The 17,560-nt window shown below is 71.7% G+C and carries 16 protein-coding genes and 1 riboswitch; of the genes, 5 read left to right on the forward strand and 11 right to left on the reverse strand.

Annotated features, from left to right (window positions below):
- Positions 1–6: 6 nt before the first annotated feature.
- The gene (locus K377_RS04580) at positions 7–450 is read right to left on the reverse strand and encodes an SRPBCC family protein (RefSeq protein WP_111661826.1); all 444 of its coding nucleotides are present in this window, start codon (positions 448–450) and stop codon (positions 7–9) included.
- Positions 451–554: 104 nt separating this feature from the next.
- The gene (locus K377_RS04585; RefSeq protein WP_111661827.1) at positions 555–1,316 is read right to left on the reverse strand and encodes a metallophosphoesterase; all 762 of its coding nucleotides are present in this window, start codon (positions 1,314–1,316) and stop codon (positions 555–557) included.
- A gap of 300 nt (positions 1,317–1,616) precedes the next feature.
- Between K377_RS04585 and K377_RS04590 the strand changes: the two genes are divergently transcribed.
- The gene (locus tag K377_RS04590) at positions 1,617–3,413 is read left to right on the forward strand and encodes a long-chain fatty acid--CoA ligase (RefSeq protein WP_111661828.1); all 1,797 of its coding nucleotides are present in this window, start codon (positions 1,617–1,619) and stop codon (positions 3,411–3,413) included.
- A gap of 111 nt (positions 3,414–3,524) precedes the next feature.
- Here K377_RS04590 and K377_RS04595 read toward each other — a convergent pair whose 3' ends face one another.
- Positions 3,525–4,676 (reverse strand): glycosyltransferase family 4 protein, encoded by a 1,152-nt coding sequence (locus tag K377_RS04595; protein WP_111661829.1) that lies wholly within the window; start codon positions 4,674–4,676, stop codon positions 3,525–3,527.
- Between the two features lie 92 nt (positions 4,677–4,768).
- Here K377_RS04595 and K377_RS04600 point away from each other — a divergent pair, with 92 nt between their 5' ends.
- Positions 4,769–6,010 (forward strand): glycosyltransferase family 87 protein, encoded by a 1,242-nt coding sequence (locus K377_RS04600; RefSeq protein WP_111661830.1) that lies wholly within the window; start codon positions 4,769–4,771, stop codon positions 6,008–6,010.
- On the opposite strand, the gene K377_RS04605 is transcribed toward K377_RS04600, so the two are convergent.
- Positions 5,974–7,305 carry an MATE family efflux transporter gene (locus K377_RS04605; protein ID WP_111661831.1) on the reverse strand — a complete coding sequence of 444 codons (1,332 nt, stop codon included), beginning with the start codon at positions 7,303–7,305 and terminating at the stop codon, positions 5,974–5,976. The genes K377_RS04600 and K377_RS04605 overlap by 37 nt on opposite strands.
- Positions 7,306–7,417: 112 nt before the next feature.
- Here K377_RS04605 and K377_RS04610 point away from each other — a divergent pair, with 112 nt between their 5' ends.
- A complete protein-coding gene (locus K377_RS04610; RefSeq protein ID WP_111661832.1) occupies positions 7,418–7,945 on the forward strand; it encodes a PadR family transcriptional regulator in 528 nt (175 codons plus the stop codon).
- 4 nt (positions 7,946–7,949) lie between these two features.
- Here K377_RS04610 and K377_RS04615 read toward each other — a convergent pair whose 3' ends face one another.
- From K377_RS04615 to K377_RS04635, 5 genes are all read right to left on the reverse strand, one after another.
- On the reverse strand, positions 7,950–9,158 hold the full coding sequence (locus K377_RS04615; protein WP_111661833.1) for a hypothetical protein: 1,209 nt from the start codon (positions 9,156–9,158) through the stop codon (positions 7,950–7,952).
- Between the two features lie 35 nt (positions 9,159–9,193).
- The gene (locus K377_RS04620; RefSeq protein ID WP_111661834.1) at positions 9,194–10,228 is read right to left on the reverse strand and encodes an NlpC/P60 family protein; all 1,035 of its coding nucleotides are present in this window, start codon (positions 10,226–10,228) and stop codon (positions 9,194–9,196) included.
- 228 nt (positions 10,229–10,456) lie between these two features.
- Complete coding sequence (locus tag K377_RS04625; protein ID WP_181512478.1) at positions 10,457–11,482, reverse strand: NlpC/P60 family protein; 1,026 nt, start codon at positions 11,480–11,482, stop codon at positions 10,457–10,459.
- A 286-nt stretch (positions 11,483–11,768) separates the two neighbouring features.
- Positions 11,769–13,127, reverse strand: coding sequence for an NYN domain-containing protein (locus K377_RS04630; protein WP_111661835.1), 1,359 nt, complete (start codon positions 13,125–13,127; stop codon positions 11,769–11,771).
- A gap of 35 nt (positions 13,128–13,162) precedes the next feature.
- Positions 13,163–13,402, reverse strand: coding sequence for a hypothetical protein (locus tag K377_RS04635; RefSeq protein WP_111661836.1), 240 nt, complete (start codon positions 13,400–13,402; stop codon positions 13,163–13,165).
- A gap of 117 nt (positions 13,403–13,519) precedes the next feature.
- On the opposite strand from K377_RS04635, the gene K377_RS04640 reads away from it, so the two are divergent.
- Together K377_RS04640 and K377_RS04645 are read left to right on the forward strand one after the other, a co-directional pair.
- Positions 13,520–14,272, forward strand: coding sequence for a rhomboid family intramembrane serine protease (locus tag K377_RS04640; protein ID WP_111661837.1), 753 nt, complete (start codon positions 13,520–13,522; stop codon positions 14,270–14,272).
- Positions 14,269–14,550 carry an Lrp/AsnC family transcriptional regulator gene (locus tag K377_RS04645; RefSeq protein WP_111661838.1) on the forward strand — a complete coding sequence of 94 codons (282 nt, stop codon included), beginning with the start codon at positions 14,269–14,271 and terminating at the stop codon, positions 14,548–14,550. Before K377_RS04640 ends, K377_RS04645 begins: the two co-directional genes overlap by 4 nt.
- 114 nt (positions 14,551–14,664) lie before the next feature.
- Here K377_RS04645 and K377_RS04650 read toward each other — a convergent pair whose 3' ends face one another.
- A complete protein-coding gene (locus tag K377_RS04650) occupies positions 14,665–16,029 on the reverse strand; it encodes an aminotransferase class V-fold PLP-dependent enzyme (protein WP_111661839.1) in 1,365 nt (454 codons plus the stop codon).
- A gap of 188 nt (positions 16,030–16,217) precedes the next feature.
- Positions 16,218–16,335, reverse strand: a riboswitch (SAM riboswitch).
- An 86-nt stretch (positions 16,336–16,421) separates the two neighbouring features.
- Positions 16,422–17,486, reverse strand: coding sequence for an anthranilate phosphoribosyltransferase (trpD, locus tag K377_RS04655; RefSeq protein ID WP_111661840.1), 1,065 nt, complete (start codon positions 17,484–17,486; stop codon positions 16,422–16,424).
- Between the last annotated feature and the right edge of the window lie 74 nt (positions 17,487–17,560).

The raw sequence follows: 17,560 nt of genomic DNA on the forward strand, positions 1-17,560 counted from the left end.
CGGGCGCTACTTGGCGGCGCCCGACTCCACCCACTTCTTCAGCCCGGCGAGGGCACGGTCGGTGATGACCTTCTCGGCCTTGCGCTTGATCATCCCGAGCAGCGGGATCTTCACGTCGACGGTCAGGGAGTAGGTGACCTCGGTGCCCGTGCCGGCGGGCTTGAGGACGTAGGACCCGTCGAGGGAGCGCAGCATCTGCGACTTCACGAGGGACCAGGACACCTCGTTCGGACCGGCCCAGGCGTACTTGAGGACCTGGTCGTCCTTGATCGCGCCGGCGTCCATGACGAGGCGGACCTGCTCGGCGCGGCCGGCGTCGTCGGAGCTGAGGACCTCGGCCTCCTTCACCTCTCCCGTCCAGTCCGGGTAGCGGGCGAAGTCGGCGATCACCTCCATGACGTCGGCCGGTGCCGCCTCGATCGTGATGCTCGAACTGGTGTGTTCCGCCATCGCCGTGGCTCCTCCGGATACCGGTCAGGGGTGGGTGCGCCGCGCTGGGGTGCGTGCGTACATGCGCGTCGCGTGCAGGCTATCGCGCGCGAGTGGCCGCGCCGTCACCACTCCAGGGCCCAGGGCCTGCCGGAACCCGCGAAATGGCCGACGTTGACGCATTCGGTGGCGCCGATCCGCATCCGCCGGGCCAGCGGCTGGTGAACGTGGCCGAACAGGGCGTAGCGGGGGCGGGTCCTGCGGATGGCGTCGAGCAGCGCCCGGCTGCCGCGCTCGAACCGCCGCGCCACGGTGTCGTACACCAGGTCGGGCACCTCGGGCGGGATGTGGGTGCACAGCACGTCGACCTCGCCGACGGCCTCGATCTTCGCGGCGTACTCCTCGTCGTCGATCTCGTACGGGGTGCGCATCGGGGTGCGCAGGCCGCCGCCGACGAAGCCGAAGACGCGGCCGCCGATCTCGACCCGCTGTCCGTCGAGCACGGTCGTGCCCGGTCCGGCGTACTCGCTCCACAGGTGGGGCACGTCGACGTTGCCGTACGTGGCGTACGTCGGAGTGGGGAAGGCGGCGAACAGCTCCGCGTACTGCTTGCGCACCGCTTTTTCGATGGCGGGCCTACGGTCGACGCCCGCCCACAGGCGCGCTCCGAACTCCCGTGCCTCGTCGAAACGGCGGGCGGTGCGCAGCTCCACGAGGCGCGAGGCGTTCTCCTTTCCGAACAAGTCGGGGAAAATGCCGCGCGAGTGATCCGCGTAGTCGAGGAAAAGCACCAGGTCACCGAGGCAGACGAGGGCATCGGCCCCGTCGCCGGCCCGTGCGAGGTCGGTGGAGTTTCCGTGCACATCGCTGACTACATGAACGCGCATGCGATCACCCTAGGACGACCGGCCTAAGGTGGGTAGAGCCCGCCGGACCTGCGGTTACTTCCGAGTCGGGAAACTGCTGGACTACTGTGCGCAGAGCACCGCCGTGACGTGTGACGCAGCGAACATCTGGCCTGGACCCCCTACCGAAAAAGCAGTACCGGTGGGTAACGTCCGGGCAGTCCAGTCGTGCTCAGTTCAACCAGATCGACCAGTTCAGGGACTGAGCACCTGCCCGATCTTGGACCGCACCGACGCAGCACACAGAGTCGTGGCGCCGGCGCCCTATGAGGAGCAGCAGTCTTGCGCGAGTTCAGCCTTCCGGCTTTGTACGAGGTCCCTGCCGACGGCAATCTGACCGACATCGTCCGCAGAAACGCCGCGCAGCATCCGGATGTCGCCGTCATCGGCCGCAAGGTCGGCGGCACCTGGCAGGACATCACCGCGACCGTCTTCCTCGCCGAGGTCCTCGCGGCCGCCAAGGGCCTCATCGCCGCCGGTGTGCAGGCGGGCGACCGCGTCGCCCTCATGTCCCGTACGCGCTACGAGTGGACGCTGCTCGACTTCGCCATCTGGAGCGCGGGCGCGGTCACCGTCCCGGTCTACGAGACCAGCTCGCCGGAGCAGATCCAGTGGATCCTCGGCGACTCCGGTGCCGTCGGCATCGTCGTCGAGTCGGACGCGCACGCCGCGGCCGTCGACTCCGTGCGCGGCACGCTGCCGCAGCTCGCGCACGTCTGGCAGATCGACGCGGGCGGGGTCGAGGAGCTGAACCGGACCGGCGCCGAGGTGCCGGACACGACCGTCGACGAGCGCAGCGCCGTCGCCAAGGCCGACGACCCGGCGACCATCGTCTACACCTCGGGCACCACCGGCCGGCCCAAGGGCTGCGTGCTGACCCACCGCAGCTTCTTCGCGGAGTGCGGCAACGTGGTGGAGCGCCTGAAGCCACTGTTCCGCACCGGCGAGTGCTCGGTCCTCCTCTTCCTTCCGGTGGCGCACGTCTTCGGCCGGCTGGTCCAGGTGGCCTCGCTGATGGCCCCGATCAAGCTGGGCCACGCCCCGGACATCAAGAACCTCACGGACGAGCTCGCCGCGTTCCGTCCCACGCTGATCCTGGGCGTCCCGCGCGTCTTCGAGAAGGTCTACAACTCGGCGCGGGCCAAGGCGCAGGCCGACGGCAAGGGCAGGATCTTCGACAAGGCCGCGGACACGGCGATCGAGTACAGCCGCGCGCTCGACACCCCCAAGGGGCCGTCGCTGGCGCTCAAGCTGAAGTACAAGACGTTCGACAAGCTCGTCTACAGCAAGCTGCGGGCCGTGCTCGGCGGGCGCGGCGAGTACGCGATCTCCGGCGGCGCCCCGCTCGGCGAGCGGCTCGGCCACTTCTTCCGCGGCATCGGCTTCACGGTCCTGGAGGGCTACGGCCTCACCGAGTCCTGTGCGGCGACCGCCTTCAACCCGTGGGACCGGCAGAAGATCGGCACGGTCGGCCAGCCGCTGCCCGGCTCGGTGGTCCGCATCGCCGACGACGGCGAGGTGCTGCTGCACGGCGAGCACCTGTTCACGGGCTACTGGAACAACGAGGGCGCGACCGAGGAGGCCCTCGCCGACGGCTGGTTCCACACCGGTGACATCGGCACCCTCGACGAGGACGGCTACCTCCGGATCACCGGGCGCAAGAAGGAGATCATCGTGACGGCCGGCGGCAAGAACGTCGCCCCCGCCGTCATCGAGGACCGCATCCGCGCGCACGCGCTGGTCGCCGAGTGCATGGTCGTCGGGGACGGGCGGCCGTTCGTCGGCGCGCTGGTCACGATCGACGAGGAGTTCCTCGGCAAGTGGGCCGCCGATCACGGCAAGGCGGACGGTGCCACGGTGGCGTCGCTCAGCTCCGACGCCGATCTGCTGGCCGAGATCCAGTCGGCGGTGGACGACGGCAACGCCGCCGTGTCCAAGGCCGAGTCGGTCCGCAAGTTCCGCATCCTGGGCACCCAGTTCACCGAGGAGTCGGGCCACCTGACGCCCTCGCTGAAGCTGAAGCGAAACGTTGTGGCAAAGGACTACGCCGACGAGATCGAGGCCCTGTACCGGGGCTGACGCCTTCCGCGCCCCTGAGGGCGAGCGAAGCTCGCTCCAGGGGCGCGGGGAACTGCGCGACCAGCCCCCACCGGAGCCGCACCCGAAGGCGAACCCGAAGGCGAACCCGGGTTACAACAGCTCCCGCAGGCGTTCGGCGAGCAGGTCCCAGCGCCACTTCTCCTCCACCCAGGCGCGCCCCCGCTCCCCCATCCGGGCCCGCAACTCGGCATCGAGCAACAACGGCACCACCCGATCCGCCGCCGCCTCGGGCGAGCCACCCCGGACGACCCACCCCGTCTCCCCGTCGAGCACGGCGTCCGGCGCCCCGCCGGAGTCCCCGGCGACCACGGGCAACCCGGTGGCGGAGGCCTCCAGATAGACGATGCCGAGCCCCTCGACGTCCAGGCCCCCGCGCCGCGTCCGGCACGGCATGGCGAACACGTCACCGGCGCCGTAGTGCGCCGGAAGCTCCGCCCACGGCACCGCGCCCGTGAAGTGCACGGAGTCGGAGACCCCGGTCTCCGCGACGAGCCGCCGCAGCTCCTTCTCGTACGGCCCGCCCCCGACGATCAGCAGCACCGCATCCGGCACGGCGGCCAGAATCCGCGGCATGGCCAGGATCAGCGTGTCCTGCCCCTTGCGCGGCACGAGCCGCGAGACGCACACGACGACGGGCCGGTCGGCGAGCCCGAGCCGGCCCCGGACCGCGTCCCCTCCCGATCCGGGATGGAAGGTCTTCTCGTCGACCCCGGGCGGCAGTTGGACCATGCGCGCCGCGGCCTCGGGCGTCAGCGCGGCGGCGATCCGGGAGCGCGTGTACTCGCCCAGGTACGTGATGCAGTCCGTCGACTCGCCGATCCTGCGCAGCAGTTGGCGGGAGGCGGGCAGCTGGGCCCACCCCGCCTCGTGCCCGTGCGTCGTCGCGACGAGCCGCCGCGCGCCCGCCCTGCGCAGCGCGGAACCCATCAGCCCGAGCGGCGCGGCCGCCCCGAACCACACGGACGTACAGCCGTGCTCCTTCAGCAGGCCCACCGCGCGCCGGGTCACGCGCGGCGTCGGCAGGAGCATCGTCGTACGGTCGCGTACGACGGTGAACGGCTGCTCGGCGTCGAAGGCCGCGGTCGCCTCGGCGCCCTCCCGGCCGTGCTTCCACGTGGAGGCGTACACGACGAGCTGCTCGGGATCGAGCCTCAGCGCCATGTTGTGCAGGAACGCCTGGATACCACCGGGGCGGGGCGGGAAGTCGTTCGTCACGAGCAGCGTCTTGTTTGTCTGGTGCATCGCCGCCGACAGTACCGAACCGGGCCCTCGGATCGCGCCACGCCGCCGGGTTCCATGGCCACGGCACAGTTCCCCCCGGCATGATGAGTCGAATGAAGACGCGAAATCCCTCCGCACTCCTGTTCACCTGGGCTCTGACCAGGACCCTGCTCCTGCTCTGCGTCTTCAAGGTCATCGTCGTCCCCGGACCGGACGTGACCAGCGATGTCTCGGTGATCTACCACGGCTGGTTCGACATTCTGCGTACCGGAACGTTCCCTCTGGACGACGTGACGTGGCAGTACCCGCCGGCCGCGGCGGTCGCGATCCTCTCGCCGGCCCTGCTGCCGTTCCTCGAATACGCCTCCGCGTTCTTCCTGCTCGCCTTCCTGGCGGACGCGGTCGTCTTCCTGATGCTGCTCCACCTGTCCGGCCGGCCGTACGCGTCGCGGCGCGGGGTGTGGGTGTGGGTCGTCGGCCTGCCGCTGCTCGGACAGACCGTCTACGCGCGCTACGACGTGATGGTCACCGCCGTCGCGGTCGCCGCGCTGCTCGCCGCCGCCCGGCACCCGAAGGCCGCGGGGGTGCTGGCCGCGATCGGCGCGATGCTGAAGGTCTGGCCCGCGCTGCTGCTGCTCGGCACCCGGCGCGGCCGGGCCACCCGGGAGTCGTGGGGCGCGGCCGCGCTGACGGCGGGCGGGCTGATCCTGGCCTTCATGATCGCGATGCCGGGCGCGATGGCCTTCCTGACCTTCCAGCGGGACCGGGGCACCGAGGTCGAGTCGCTGGGCTCGCTCGTCTTCCATGTGGCACGGCAGTTCGGCTGGTCGGGCACGGTGCAGCTGAACTACGGCTCGGTGGAGTTCCTCGGCCCGTACGTGGACCTGGTGAGCATGTTCGCGCAGGTGCTGACCGCGCTCGCCTTCGGCTGGCTGCTGCTGTGGCGGCTCAAGGCACGCGCCTGGGGACCGGCCACGCTCGCCGACGCGGCGCTCACGGCGGTGCTGCTGTTCACGACCACCAGCCGGGTCATCAGCCCGCAGTACATGCTGTGGCTGGTCGGGCTCGCGGCGGTCTGTCTGCTGTTCCGTGAGAGCCGGATGGCGCTGCCGGTGTGGCTGGTGCTCGCGGCCACGTTCGTCACCTTCCTGGAGTTCCCGATCTGGTTCTCGCACGTGGTCGCGAGCGACGCGCTGGGGCTCACCCTGCTGCTGGTCCGCAACGGCCTGCTGGTCGTGGCGTCCCTGTCGGCCTGCCGCCGCCTGTGGCGGGCGACGGTGACCGAACCGCGCCGCGCCGAGCGCAGCCCGCTTCCCGCTCAGGCCACCCGTGAGAACTCGGTGATCGGCTCCTGAGCCGTCGCCCGCCGGGCCAGGAACAGCAGGGCCGCGCACTGCACGGCCATGGCGGCCCCGAGCGCGGCGCACACCCCGGGCAGCCCCCAGAGCTCTGACAGCCAGAGGGCGCACGGGAGTTGCAGGGCGGTCCCGAGCAGCGTCACCCGCAGCACCCGGCCCGCTCCCCCGCTGCCCTCGAAGACACCGCCCAGCGCGATGAAGGCGGCCATCAGCACCAGGTACGGGCCCACGCAGCGCAGGAACAGGGCGGCCTCGGCGGTGACGGCGTGCGGCGCCCCGAACGCCCGCGGCAGCCACGGCGCGAGCACGAGGAAGAGCCCGGCCGCGGCGAGCCCCGCCGCCCCGGCCACCAGGACCGCCTGCCGCCCGATGGCGCGGCGCTCGTCGCGGCCCGCGCCCCGGCGGTGCGCGGTGTGGATGGAGGCGGCCTGGCGCACCGCGTAGGCGGCCATCGTCGCGAGGTAGAGGATCTTGTAGGCGACGGCGTACGCGGCCACCGACGTCACCCCGAGCCGCGCCACGACCGCGATCAGCGCGAGCGCGCCCGTCTGCCGCACGGTGAAGTCGGCGGACATGGGCAGGCCGGTGCGCAGGGTGCGCCGCACGGAGGCGGCCGGGCGCTCCCCCACGGTCGCCGTGCGGGCTGCCCGCAGCACCGGGTCGCGCCGCAGCACCACGACCCCCACGGCCAGGGCGACGAGCCGGGCCGCCACCGTGGCGACGGCGGCGCCCACGACCCCGTACGCGTGGATGAGCAGCGGGTCCAGGACGAGGATCAGGCCGTTGGCGAGCAGGGCCAGCCGCATCGGGGTGCGGGTGTCGCCCGCGCCCTTGAGGAGCCCGTCGACGAGCTGCTGCGCGAAGAAGACGGCCATGCCGGGCATGGAGACCGCGAAGTACGAGGTGGCGAGCCGCAGCGCGCCCTGCTCGTCCCCGCCGCCCAGCACCAGCCGCGCCAGGTCCGACCGGAACAGCCAGCCGCCGGCCACGACGACCGGCACGATCAGCGCGCACAGCCCGGCCCCGCCGCGCGCCGCGGCCCGCACCGCGCCCGGGTCCCCGGCGCCCCGCGCGTGGGCCACCAGCACGGTCGCGCCGGAGCCGAAGACGAGGGCCACGCCGAGCAGCACGTTCTCCACGTTCGTGGCGACGGCCACGGCGGCGACGGCGTCGCCCCCGAGCCGGGCCACCCACACGGTGTTGATGATCCCGGCCGCCACGGAGGCGAGCAGCGAGAAGTAGACGGGCCGTGCCAGCCCGATGAGTGTTCTGCGGTGTTCGGTGTCCGTCATTCCCGCCCCTGATCCCATCCCGACAGCCCCCATGCCTCTTTTAGAGGTATTGATTACCTCGAAAAGAGGTAGCATGGGCGTCCCCGCATTCACAATTCCCACCGGAGGCCGCGTGCTGGAGCTGCCGATTCTCGGCTTCCTCTGTGAACGGCCGCTGCACGGCTATGAGTTGAAGGAGCGCATCAAGGCGCTGCACGGCCATGTCCGTCCGGTCAGCGACGGCGCGCTCTACCCGGCGATCGCCCGGCTGGTGAAGGCGGGCAGGCTCGTCGAGCACACGGTGCCCGGCACGCGCGCGGCCCAGCGGCGGGTACTCACGCTCACCGACGCGGGCCGCGCGGACCTCCTCGACCGCCTGCGCCGGCCGAAGGACATCGAGATCAGCGACCACACCCGCTTCAACACGCTCCTGGCGTTCCTGCGCCATCTGTCCGACCCCGCCGAGCAGGCCGCCGTCCTGCGCCGCCGCCTGGACTTCCTGGAGACCCCCGCGAGCTTCTTCTACGACGCGGAGGGCCGGCCGGTGCGCGCGGAGGAGCCCGACGACCTGTTCCGGCGCGGCATGCTGGAGGTGGCGCGGGCGACGGGCCGGGCCGAGCGGGCCTGGCTGCGGGAAGCCCTCAGCACGCTCCCGGGCTGACCGGTCAGCCCAGCTCGTCCCGCACGTAGGACCGCCAGCGCGCCACGAGCTCCCGCTCGTCGACGCCGAGCACGCTCTGCGCCGCGGCGTCCACGGCCCCGGCGCGCTGCCGGTGGCCGCCGACCGCCTTGTAGAAGGCGTTGAGCTTCTCCTCGCCCCAGTCGTCGGCGATCATCCGGCAGGCCAGCCAGCCGGACTCGTAGGCCTGCGCGAGGTCGGCGGAGTCGCCGCTGAAGCCGAAGTCGGCGTCGTCCGGGAGCGTGCCGGGGGCCGAGCCGCCGCGTACCGCGCGCTGCAGCTCGGGCGCGGCCTGGGCCGGGGTGCGGCCGCTGCCGCGGTAGCCGGCCCAGTCCGCGTACCCCTCCGACAGCCACAGCGGGGTCGCCGCCGAGGTGTGCGCCCGCGTCGCCACGTGCGTCGTCTCGTGGGTGAGGACGACCTGCTTGCCGAAGTACCCGAGCACGCTGTACGCCTCGGGGTTGATGATCACCCGGTCCGCGGGCGCGGTGCGCGAGCCGCCCGCCTCACCGGTCGTGACGGCCGCGATGCCCTGATAGCCGGAGGCCGGCGCGCCCAGCAACTCGCCCATGCCGTCCAGCGACTTGGGGACCACGACGACCACCCGCCGCGCCCAGTCGGTGCCCCACGCGCTGTCCACGGCGGGCACCGCGTCGTCGGCGTCGTCGGCGTAGGAGCGCAGCGCCGAGCGGCGCTGGCCCACCCCGAGGACCAGGCTGTGCTCGCCCTTCACCACCGTCACCCGGCCCTGGTCCCAGAGCTGGTCCGCGGACTTCTTCGCGGGCCGGTCGTCGGTGACGTACCAGTGCCCGGTCCGCAGGCGGAGCGTGAGGGTGCGCTCGGTGACGACGGGGGCCTTGTCGTAGCCCTCGACGCGGTAGCGCAGTTCGGCGGTGGCGGTGGCGCGGGCGTGCTCGGTGCGGCCGAGCCGGGTGAGCCGGTAGCTCCAGCCGTCGAGCGGGACCTCCGCGAGGTCGGACAGGAGGGCCGGGTCCGCGTCGCCGGTGGCCCGGTACGCCGCCGTGTCCCCCGCGACGACCGCCGCGGCCCGCCGGTCCAGGACGTGCTGCACGGCCGTCGAGCGGGCGTCCGACGGCGCTCCGTCCCCGCCGCCGCAGGCGGACATGGCGGCGAGCAGGGCGCCGAGCGCCACGAAGGAGCCCGCCCTGCTCATCGCACGCCGACGACCAGCCATCCTGCCGATCGTACGGCGGTCCGGGCCGAAGGCGCCTACGGCCGGGTCACGGATGAGACGGGCATCATGCCGACGGGGTCGTAGCGGACCGCGGCGCCCGGGTAGGGCGCGTGGATCACCTGCCCGTTGCCCGCGTAGATGCCGACGTGGCTGGCGTCGTTCCGGTAGGTGACCAGATCACCGGGGCGGGCCTGCGACAGGGACACCTGCTGCCCCGCGTACCGCTGCGCCTGCGAGGTGCGCGGCAGGCCGACGCCCGCCTGCGCGTACGACCACTGGGTCAGGCCCGAACAGTCGAACCCGGAGGGTCCGTTGGCCCCCCAGACGTAGGGCTTGCCGAGCGCGGACTGCGCGGCGGCCAGGGCCGCGGCGGCCCGCGAGGAGGACGCCGGGCCCGCGCCCGCGAGATCGGGGCGGGCGCCGCCGCGCGAGGCCCGCTCGAACGCGGCCCGGTCGGGGCCGGTCATGGAGTTGAGCAGCCGCCGCGCCTTGGCCAGCTTCTTCTCGACGGTGTGCTTGTGCCGGGCCACGGCCTTGCGGCTGCGGTCCAGCTCGGCGAGCTGCCGCTGGGCCTCGGCCCGCTGCTGCGCCGACTGCCGCTGGGCCTCCTGGAGTTCCGCCAGGTCGTCGGCCTGCCGGGCGCTGATCCGGTCCATCGTGCCGGCCCGGTCGAGATAGCCCTCGGGGTCGGAGGAGAGCATCAGGACGAGCGAGGGATCCATGCCGCCGGTGCGGTACTGCGCGCCGGCCACCATGCCGAGCGCCTGCCGCATCCTGTTGATCCGCTCCTGCCCGCGGGCCACCTCGTCCTGGGTCCTGGCCAGGTCCTTGCGGAGCCGGTCGGCGCGCTCGTCCGCCTTGTTGAAGGACTCGGTGGCCTGCTCCGCCTGCTCGTAGAGGCGGTCCACCTCCGCCTTGGTGTCGGCGGGCTTGTCCTGCGGCGCGGCCCCCGCGGGAGCGGCGCCGAGCGCGGCGACGGCTCCCGCCGCGGCCACGGTCAGGACGGTGACACGCGTCCCGAGGTCGAACCCTGACTGCCGAGAGTGCGCTGTACGGCGATGGGACCCCACGGGCGACAGCTCCCCTTCCGCTGACGGTCCCCCATGCTCGTGCTCGGGGGAAGTGCGGGCCGACAGTAGCCGCGCAACCACCCCCTCACCAAAGACCCTTCACGGGCCGCACACAGCTGCGCCCCGCCTCTGACGCAGGTCATGGGCGGGGCGCGGGGTCAGCGAAAGGTGTCGGGATTCGCCCGAACGGGCGCGTTTTCCGATCTCCTCAGGCCGTTGGTACGAGGATCAGATGCGGACGCCGAACTGGAACGAACCGATCGTGCTCATCGACTCGTAGCGGACGACGGCACCGGGGTGCGGGGCGTGCAGCACCTGGCCGTTGCCGGCGTACAGGCCGACGTGCGCGAGGTTGTTGAAGAAGACGAGGTCACCGGGCTTGAGCTGGCTCATGCCTATCTTGGTGCCGTCGTTCTGCTGCGTGTACGTGGTCCGGGTGATGCCGACGCCGGCCACGTTGTACGCGTACTGGGTCAGGCCCGAGCAGTCGTACGAATTGGGGCCGGTGCCGCCGGAGACGTACGGCTTGCCGAGCTGGGTGGCCGCGGCGCTCAGGGCGGCGGCGCCGTACTTGGAGGCGGCCGCCTCGTTGCCGAGGTCGACGCGGCTCGCGGAGGAGCGGCTGGCGCGGGTCTCGGCGTCGGCCATCTTCTGACGCTCGGCGGCGGTCAGGGAGTTGAGCAGCTTCTGCGCCTCGCTCAGCTTGCCCTGGACTTCCTTCTTCTTCTTGCCGAGCTCGGTGCGGGTGTCCGCGAGGTCCTTGAGCTTCTCGGCGGCCTCGGCGCGCTCCTGGGCGAGCGTGCGCTGCTTCGCCTGGACCTTCTTCAGCGACTCCAGCTGCTGCGCGGAGAGCGCGTCGAGCGTGGAGGCCTTGTCGAGGTAGTCGTCCGGGTCGGCGGAGAGGAAGAGCTGGACCGAGGAGTCGATGCCGCCGGAGCGGTACTGCTCACTGGCCATCGTGCCGATGCCGGTGCGCAGTTGGTTGAGCTCGTCCTGCTCGCGGGCGACCTTGTCCTGGAGGTCGCCGATCTCCTTCTCGAGCTTCTTCTGCTTCTCCTTGGCCCCGTTGTAGAGGTCGGTGGCCTTCCCCGCCTCTTCGTAGAGCTTGTCGACCTTGGCCTTGACCTCGCTCTTGTCGGGCTTGGGCGCGGCGTTGGCCGCCTGCGACGTGAGGGCCACGGCAGCGGCGGCGGTCGCGGTGAGCACGGTCACACGGGTGCGGCTCGGCTGCTTGGGTCGACGGTGGGACGCCACGAAGGCGAGCTCCTTCTTCCTCCAGCCGCCCAAAGAACACCCGATGGGCGGTGCCCCTCCACCGCCACTCACCTCATGTGAGTGATCAACCGAGCGGAGGTTCGAGGCTCGACCCTAGTGACCTTCTTGTGATCAGTTCAAATCCTGTCGGGAAAAATCTCGGTCACCCACTGCATTCTTTGCACTCAACTCACATGCAGTGATGTCGCTTTGACGCTACGTTGCGTGAAGGTTTCGCCAATTCGGGCAAGTGGAACGGAGGTTGCGGCTCCACCGAATGCGGACATCAGCCCCGGGAGAGGCGTTTCAGCAGCATGACGGACGCAACCGGACGGGCTCCCGCCTTCGCCACCCCGTCGGCGACCTCGCGGTCCGTGGAGACGACGATCACCGGCCGGCCGGGCGGCTCGGCGCGCACCAGCTGCCGGATCAACTCGTCGGCCGTGACACCCGCCTTGGAGAACAGCACCCGGACCCCGCGCGGCGGCGCGAGCAGCACCGGCGCGGCCAGCTCCGCCCCGTCGAAGACACAGGTCACCTCGGCGCCGGTCTGCGCGGCCAGCTGCGAGAGCGAGCCGAGCAGCCGCAGCCGCTGCTTCTCCAGCGGCATCGTCGGATAGCCGGTCTTCGTGACGTTGTAGCCGTCGACCACGAGATGGGCCTGCGGCAGCGCCAGCAACTGGTCCAGGATCGCCGGGTCGTGCTCGTGCAGGGCGCGCGCCGCGATGTCCTTCGGGGTCATCTTCCCCGGCTCCACGGCGTCCACGGAGTCGGCGGGCCGCGCCGACACCGGCGGCAGCGCCAGCTCGCGGCGCAGCCCCTGGGCGGCGTCGAGCACGGTGTCCAGGAGCAGCCGTACGCGCATGTCCTCGACGCTGCGCCCTTCGCGGGCCGCGCGCCGGGACGCCTCCAGGGCCGCCTCGACCTCGCCGAGCCGCCCCTTCAGCCGCCGCGACTCGCTCTCCGCGGCCGACACCTGCGCCTGTGCCTCGGCCCGCGCCGCGTCGATCTCACCGCGCGCCTTGCGCACCGCGGCCTCACCGCGCTTGACGTCGCTCTGGGCGGAGCGCAGCTTGCGGTGCACGGCGTCGGCCTCGCGCCGGGCCGCGTCCAGCTCGGCGCGCAACCGTTCCGTCTCGGTCCTGGTCTGGGTCTGCGCCTCGGCGAGCTGGGCCCGCAGGCTCTCCAGCTCGGCGCGGGTCTCCTCGTCGGCGCGCTCGGCGTCGGCGCGCTGCGCCTCCTCGCCGGCGGCGGCGACGAGCTTGACCCAGCCGGTGGGCCGCAGCACGTACGCGGCGGCGGCGACGTCGAGGGGATCGGCGGCGGGCGGCGGCGAGCCGGACTCCAGGGCGCCCGCCAGCTCGGGCTGCGCCTCACGGAACCGCTCGGCGATCCGCTGCCGGAAGATCGTGTCGCTCTCCACGGCGGCGGCCATGGCGTTGCCCGCGAACTTGGCCCGCCGCGTGGGGGTGAAGCGGGCATACTGCCGCAATTGTGCGGGAAGTTCGCCGATGGTCAGCCCGCCGAAACCGTCCGAGACGATCTGCACGACCCGACGCCGTACGCCTTCGGGCAGCGGCCGGTCGAGCACCTCGGCGGCGGCCTGCTCAGGGTCTTTGGCCTCCCCGCCCGTGCTCTGCGCCATCCGTCACCCCAACTGTCTCGAGTGCACCGGCTCCGTCAGGAGTCGGTGCCCGGCCTGTCGACGAGCTCCACCTGGTCCACCGCGTTGCACCAGCGGCAGCGGACCGACTCGATGGTCTCACTGACCACGTCGCGTTCCTCGACCTTCGGCTCACCGGCCAGGTCGAGGTGGACGTACTCGACGACCTTCGAGGAGCGCGTCACGTCGAACCGCGTCAGGTTGCCGCACAGCGTGCAGCGCCAGCGGGTGGTGGCGGTCGGCAGGGGAACCGTCATCTCAGAGCATCTCTTCCTCGCGCGTGCACGGCGTGGTGCGTGGTGCTTGCTGTATTGCCCGTAACCCTACGGCCTGCCGTACGCCGCCCGCTCCCCGCCTTGCGTCATGCTCTTCCCATGATCGGCGACGGGCGCGACGCGACCGGAAAATTCGGAAAAGTGACCGCATTCCTCAGAGGGCATCCGGCCCCGGTCACGTACGGAATCATCGCGCTGTGCTGTGCGGTCTTCGTGCTCTCCCCCGCCTCGGGCTTCAACCCCACCTACGGCACGGGTGCCCGGCTGCTCACGGAACAGGCCGCCTACTTCGACCGCTGGGGCGTGGTCCCCACCGAACTCTTCGCGGGATCGGCGCGGGCCGCCCTCACTCCCCTCACCGCTCTGTTCGTGCACGGCAGCTGGCTGCACCTGCTCGGCAACATGCTGTTCCTCTATGTCTTCGGCGCGATGGTCGAGGAGCGCATGGGCCGCGTCCAGTACGCGCTCTTCTACCTGATCACCGGGTATCTGGCGCTGTTCGCGTACGCGGCCGCCCACGTCGACTCCGACCAGAGCCTGGTCGGGGCCTCCGGGGCGATCTCGGCGGTCCTGGGCGCCTTCCTCTATCTCTTCCCGGACGCACGCGTGACGAGCCTGTTCCCGTTCCTCCTCTTCCTGCCGCTGCGCTTTCCGGCCTGGGTGGTGCTGCCGTTCTGGGTGGCGCTCCAGTGGGCGGCCGCGGGCCAGGACACCCAGGGCCCGGCGGTCGCCTATCTGGCGCACCTCGTGGGCTTCTCCCTGGGGTTCCTCTACGCGTGGGTGCGCTACAGGAGCCGGGCTAAGGTTGAGCCGACCCATGCCACGGCCACCGAGGGAGACAGCCAGCCGTGATCACCGCGATCGTGCTCATCAAGACCAGCGTGGACCGGATCCCCGAGATCGCCGAGTCGATCGCGGCTCTGGACAGCGTCAGCGAGGTCTTCTCCGTCACCGGCACCTACGACCTGATCGCCATGGTCCGGGTCGCCCGCCACGACGACCTCGCGGACATCATCCCCGGCAGCATCAGCAAGATCCCGGGCGTCGAGGCCACGGACACCCACGTGGCGTTCCGCACCTACTCCCAGCACGACCTGGAAGCCGCCTTCTCCATCGGCCTGGACGGCTAGCAGCACCCCGTAAGGAGCGCGGGGAACTGCGCGACCAGCCACGACGAAAGCCGCGGACGCACCTGCTCACCAACCAGGCAGACGCGACCGCGGCTTTCAAAAAAGGGCCGGGCCCTACGACGCCGGAACACACCGCCCCTGCTCGGTGCGGTAGCTCCACGCGGCGCCGTCCCGGACCAGCTCGGTGACGGCGGCGACGAACCGCTCGACGTGCTCGTCGGGCGTACCGGCACCGAAGCTGACCCGGATCGCGTTCAGCGACTTCTCACCGGGCGCCGCCTCGGGCGCCCCGCACTCGCCCTGCGTCTGCGGGTCGGAGCCGAGCAGCGTGCGGACCAGCGGGTGGGCGCAGAAGAGGCCGTCACGGACGCCGATCCCGTACTCGGCGGAGAGCGCGGCGGCGAAGTGCGAGGAGTTCCAGCCCTCCACCACGAACGAGATGACGCCGACGCGCGGGGCGTCGTCCCCGAACAGGGACAGCACCTTCACCTCGGGCACGGCGGCCAGCCCGTCGCGCACCGTGCGGATCAGGTGCTGCTCCCGCGCGACGAGGCTGTCGAACCCGGCCTCGGTCAGCGCCTTGCAGGCGGAGGCGATGGAGTAGACGCCGATGACATTCGGCGAACCGGCCTCGTGCCGGGCGGCGTTCTCATGCCACTCGACGTCCACGCCGCCGTCCGTGCGCCGGGCGACCTTGCGGGAGGCGCCGCCGCCGGCGAGGTACGGCTCGGCCTCGGTCAGCCAGTCGGAGCGGCCGGCGAGCACGCCGGAGCCGAACGGCGCGTACAGCTTGTGCCCGGAGAAGGCGACCCAGTCGACGTCGAGGTCCTGGACGGAGACGGGGTGGTGGGGCGCGAGCTGGGCGGCGTCGAGCACGATGCGGGCACCGTGCGCGTGAGCGGCCGCCGCCAGCTCGCGCACCGGCCAGAGCTCACCGGTGACGTTGGAGGCGCCGGTGACGCACACGAGGGCCGGCCCGTAGGGGTCGCGGTCGGCAAGGGCCCGCTCCAGCGTGGCGACGGCCTCGTCCGGGGTGCGCGGGGCGTTGAGGTAGGTGACCCGCGCGTCGCGCCACGGCAGCAGCGAGGCGTGGTGCTCGGTCTCGAAGACGAAGACCTGGCAGTCGGCGGGGAGCGCGGCGGCGAGCAGGTTGAGGGAGTCGGTGGTCGAGCGGGTGAAGACGACCTGGTCGCCGTCGCGGCAGTCCAGGAACTCGGCGACCGTCGTACGGGAGTTCTCGAAGAGGTCGGTGGAGAGCTGCGAGAGGTACCCGGCGCCGCGGTGCACGCTGCCGTAGTACGGGACGTACGCGGCGACGTCGTCCCACACCCGCTGCAGGGCGGGCGCGCTGGCGGCGTAGTCGAGGGCCGCGTAGGTCACCTCGCCACCGGTGACGAGCGGCACGGTGACGTCCCGGCCGAGCACGGGAAGCGGAGCGACGGTCTCGGTACAGGCGGCGGCGTCAACGGCAACAGACATGGCTGAACTCCCTGGCGAGGTAAGCGAATTGACCATGCCGGAGCCACGTCTGAGCGCTACGGAACAGGGCTCGACGGCATGGAAAGAAAAGGTGGAACGGGTAGGCAGAGGCGGGGCCGAAACGCCCTATCGCATTCGCTTGCTCACGAGACTGCTCCCTTGAGGACCAGGACCCCAGGGTGTGCAGGGGTCCGCGCTTGCCATAGACCTCGCTGCCTACGGCCTGGTCTTCACCCAGGGCACCCCGCCACGGACGGAGGGTTGCCGGACAGCGGGCTGGGGCCTCGATCGCTGTCACTCATGACCTTGTGGAGAATCCTGCCATACGTGTCCCGAATGGCAAGGGCGCAGTCCAGCTCCTGAGACAGGAAGGACTGCGCCCTGCGTCACACTCAGCGGTTGCTGGCGACGACCCACCGCTCCAGGGTGGCCTTCGCGGCGCCGGAGTCGATCGACTCGGCGGCCCGCTCCATGCCGGCCCTGATCTGCTCGACGAGCGTGCCGCCGCCGGGGCGTACGGCGACGAGCGCGGCGGCGGAGTTCAGCAGCACGGCGTCGCGCACCGGCCCGCGCTCCCCGTCGAGGATGCGCCGGGCGACCTCGGCGTTGAACGACGGGTCGCCGCCGCGCAGCGCCTCGATGCCGACCGGCTCGATGCCGACGTCGCGCGGGTCGAAGACCTCCTCGCGCACGGCTCCGTCGCGCACCACCCAGACCCGGGAGGTCCCGGTGATGGTCAGCTCGTCGAGGCCGTCGTCGCCGCGGAAGACCAGCGAGGAGTTGCCGCGCTCGGCGAAGACCCCGGCGACCACCGGCGCCATCCGCGGATCGGCGACCCCGACGGCCTGGGCGCTCACCCGGGCCGGGTTGGTCAGCGGGCCGAGCAGGTTGAAGACCGTACGGATGCCGATCTGGCCGCGGGCCGCGCCCGCGTACCGCAGCGCCGGGTGGAACTTGACGGCGAAGCAGAAGGTGATGCCCGCCTCCTCGGCCACCTGGGGGACGCGGGCCGGTGTCAGGTCCAGATTGACGCCGAGCTTCTCCAGGACGTCCGAGGAGCCGGAGGCGGACGAGGCCGCCCGGTTGCCGTGCTTGACGACCTTGGTCCCGGCGCCGGCGATCACGATGGCGGACATGGTGGAGATGTTGACGGTCTTCGCGCCGTCGCCGCCCGTGCCGACGATGTCGACGGTCTCGCCGGGCACCTCGATGGTGTTGGCGTGCTCGTACATGGCGCGGACCAGACCGGTGATCTCCTCGACGGTCTCGCCCTTGGCGCGCAGCGCGACCACGAAGGCGGCGATCTGCGCGTCGGTCGCCTCGCCGCTCATGATGCGGTCCATCGCCCACGCGGTGTCGTCGGCGCTCTGGTCGTGCCCCTCGAGCAGCCCGTTCAGCACGCTCGGCCAGGAACGGCCCGCCGCGGTGTCGCCTCCAGCGGGGGTCAAAGCGCTCATGGCCGCTCCTGTGATGTTGTCCGTACGCGGTTGGGGAACGCACCCACCTTATCGACCGCCGGGGACGGCAAAGA

The sequence above is a fragment of the Streptomyces sp. PsTaAH-137 genome, assembly GCF_003259365.1.
Classification (GTDB): Bacteria; Actinomycetota; Actinomycetes; order Streptomycetales; family Streptomycetaceae; genus Streptomyces.

What these genes read in the sequence shown, in the direction of transcription:
- K377_RS04635 (WP_111661836.1), bottom strand. Translation starts at nt 13,402, where the DNA reads ATGACGGTTCCCCTGCCGACCGCCACCACCCGCTGGCGCTGCACGCTG.
- K377_RS04640 (WP_111661837.1), top strand. Translation starts at nt 13,520, where the DNA reads ATGATCGGCGACGGGCGCGACGCGACCGGAAAATTCGGAAAAGTGACC.
- K377_RS04615 (WP_111661833.1), bottom strand. Translation starts at nt 9,158, where the DNA reads ATGGCTGGTCGTCGGCGTGCGATGAGCAGGGCGGGCTCCTTCGTGGCG.
- K377_RS04630 (WP_111661835.1), bottom strand. Translation starts at nt 13,127, where the DNA reads ATGGCGCAGAGCACGGGCGGGGAGGCCAAAGACCCTGAGCAGGCCGCC.
- K377_RS04585 (WP_111661827.1), bottom strand. Translation starts at nt 1,316, where the DNA reads ATGCGCGTTCATGTAGTCAGCGATGTGCACGGAAACTCCACCGACCTC.
- K377_RS04595 (WP_111661829.1), bottom strand. Translation starts at nt 4,676, where the DNA reads ATGCACCAGACAAACAAGACGCTGCTCGTGACGAACGACTTCCCGCCC.
- K377_RS04605 (WP_111661831.1), bottom strand. Translation starts at nt 7,305, where the DNA reads ATGACGGACACCGAACACCGCAGAACACTCATCGGGCTGGCACGGCCC.
- K377_RS04580 (WP_111661826.1), bottom strand. Translation starts at nt 450, where the DNA reads ATGGCGGAACACACCAGTTCGAGCATCACGATCGAGGCGGCACCGGCC.
- trpD (WP_111661840.1), bottom strand. Translation starts at nt 17,486, where the DNA reads ATGAGCGCTTTGACCCCCGCTGGAGGCGACACCGCGGCGGGCCGTTCC.
- K377_RS04650 (WP_111661839.1), bottom strand. Translation starts at nt 16,029, where the DNA reads ATGTCTGTTGCCGTTGACGCCGCCGCCTGTACCGAGACCGTCGCTCCG.
- K377_RS04600 (WP_111661830.1), top strand. Translation starts at nt 4,769, where the DNA reads ATGAAGACGCGAAATCCCTCCGCACTCCTGTTCACCTGGGCTCTGACC.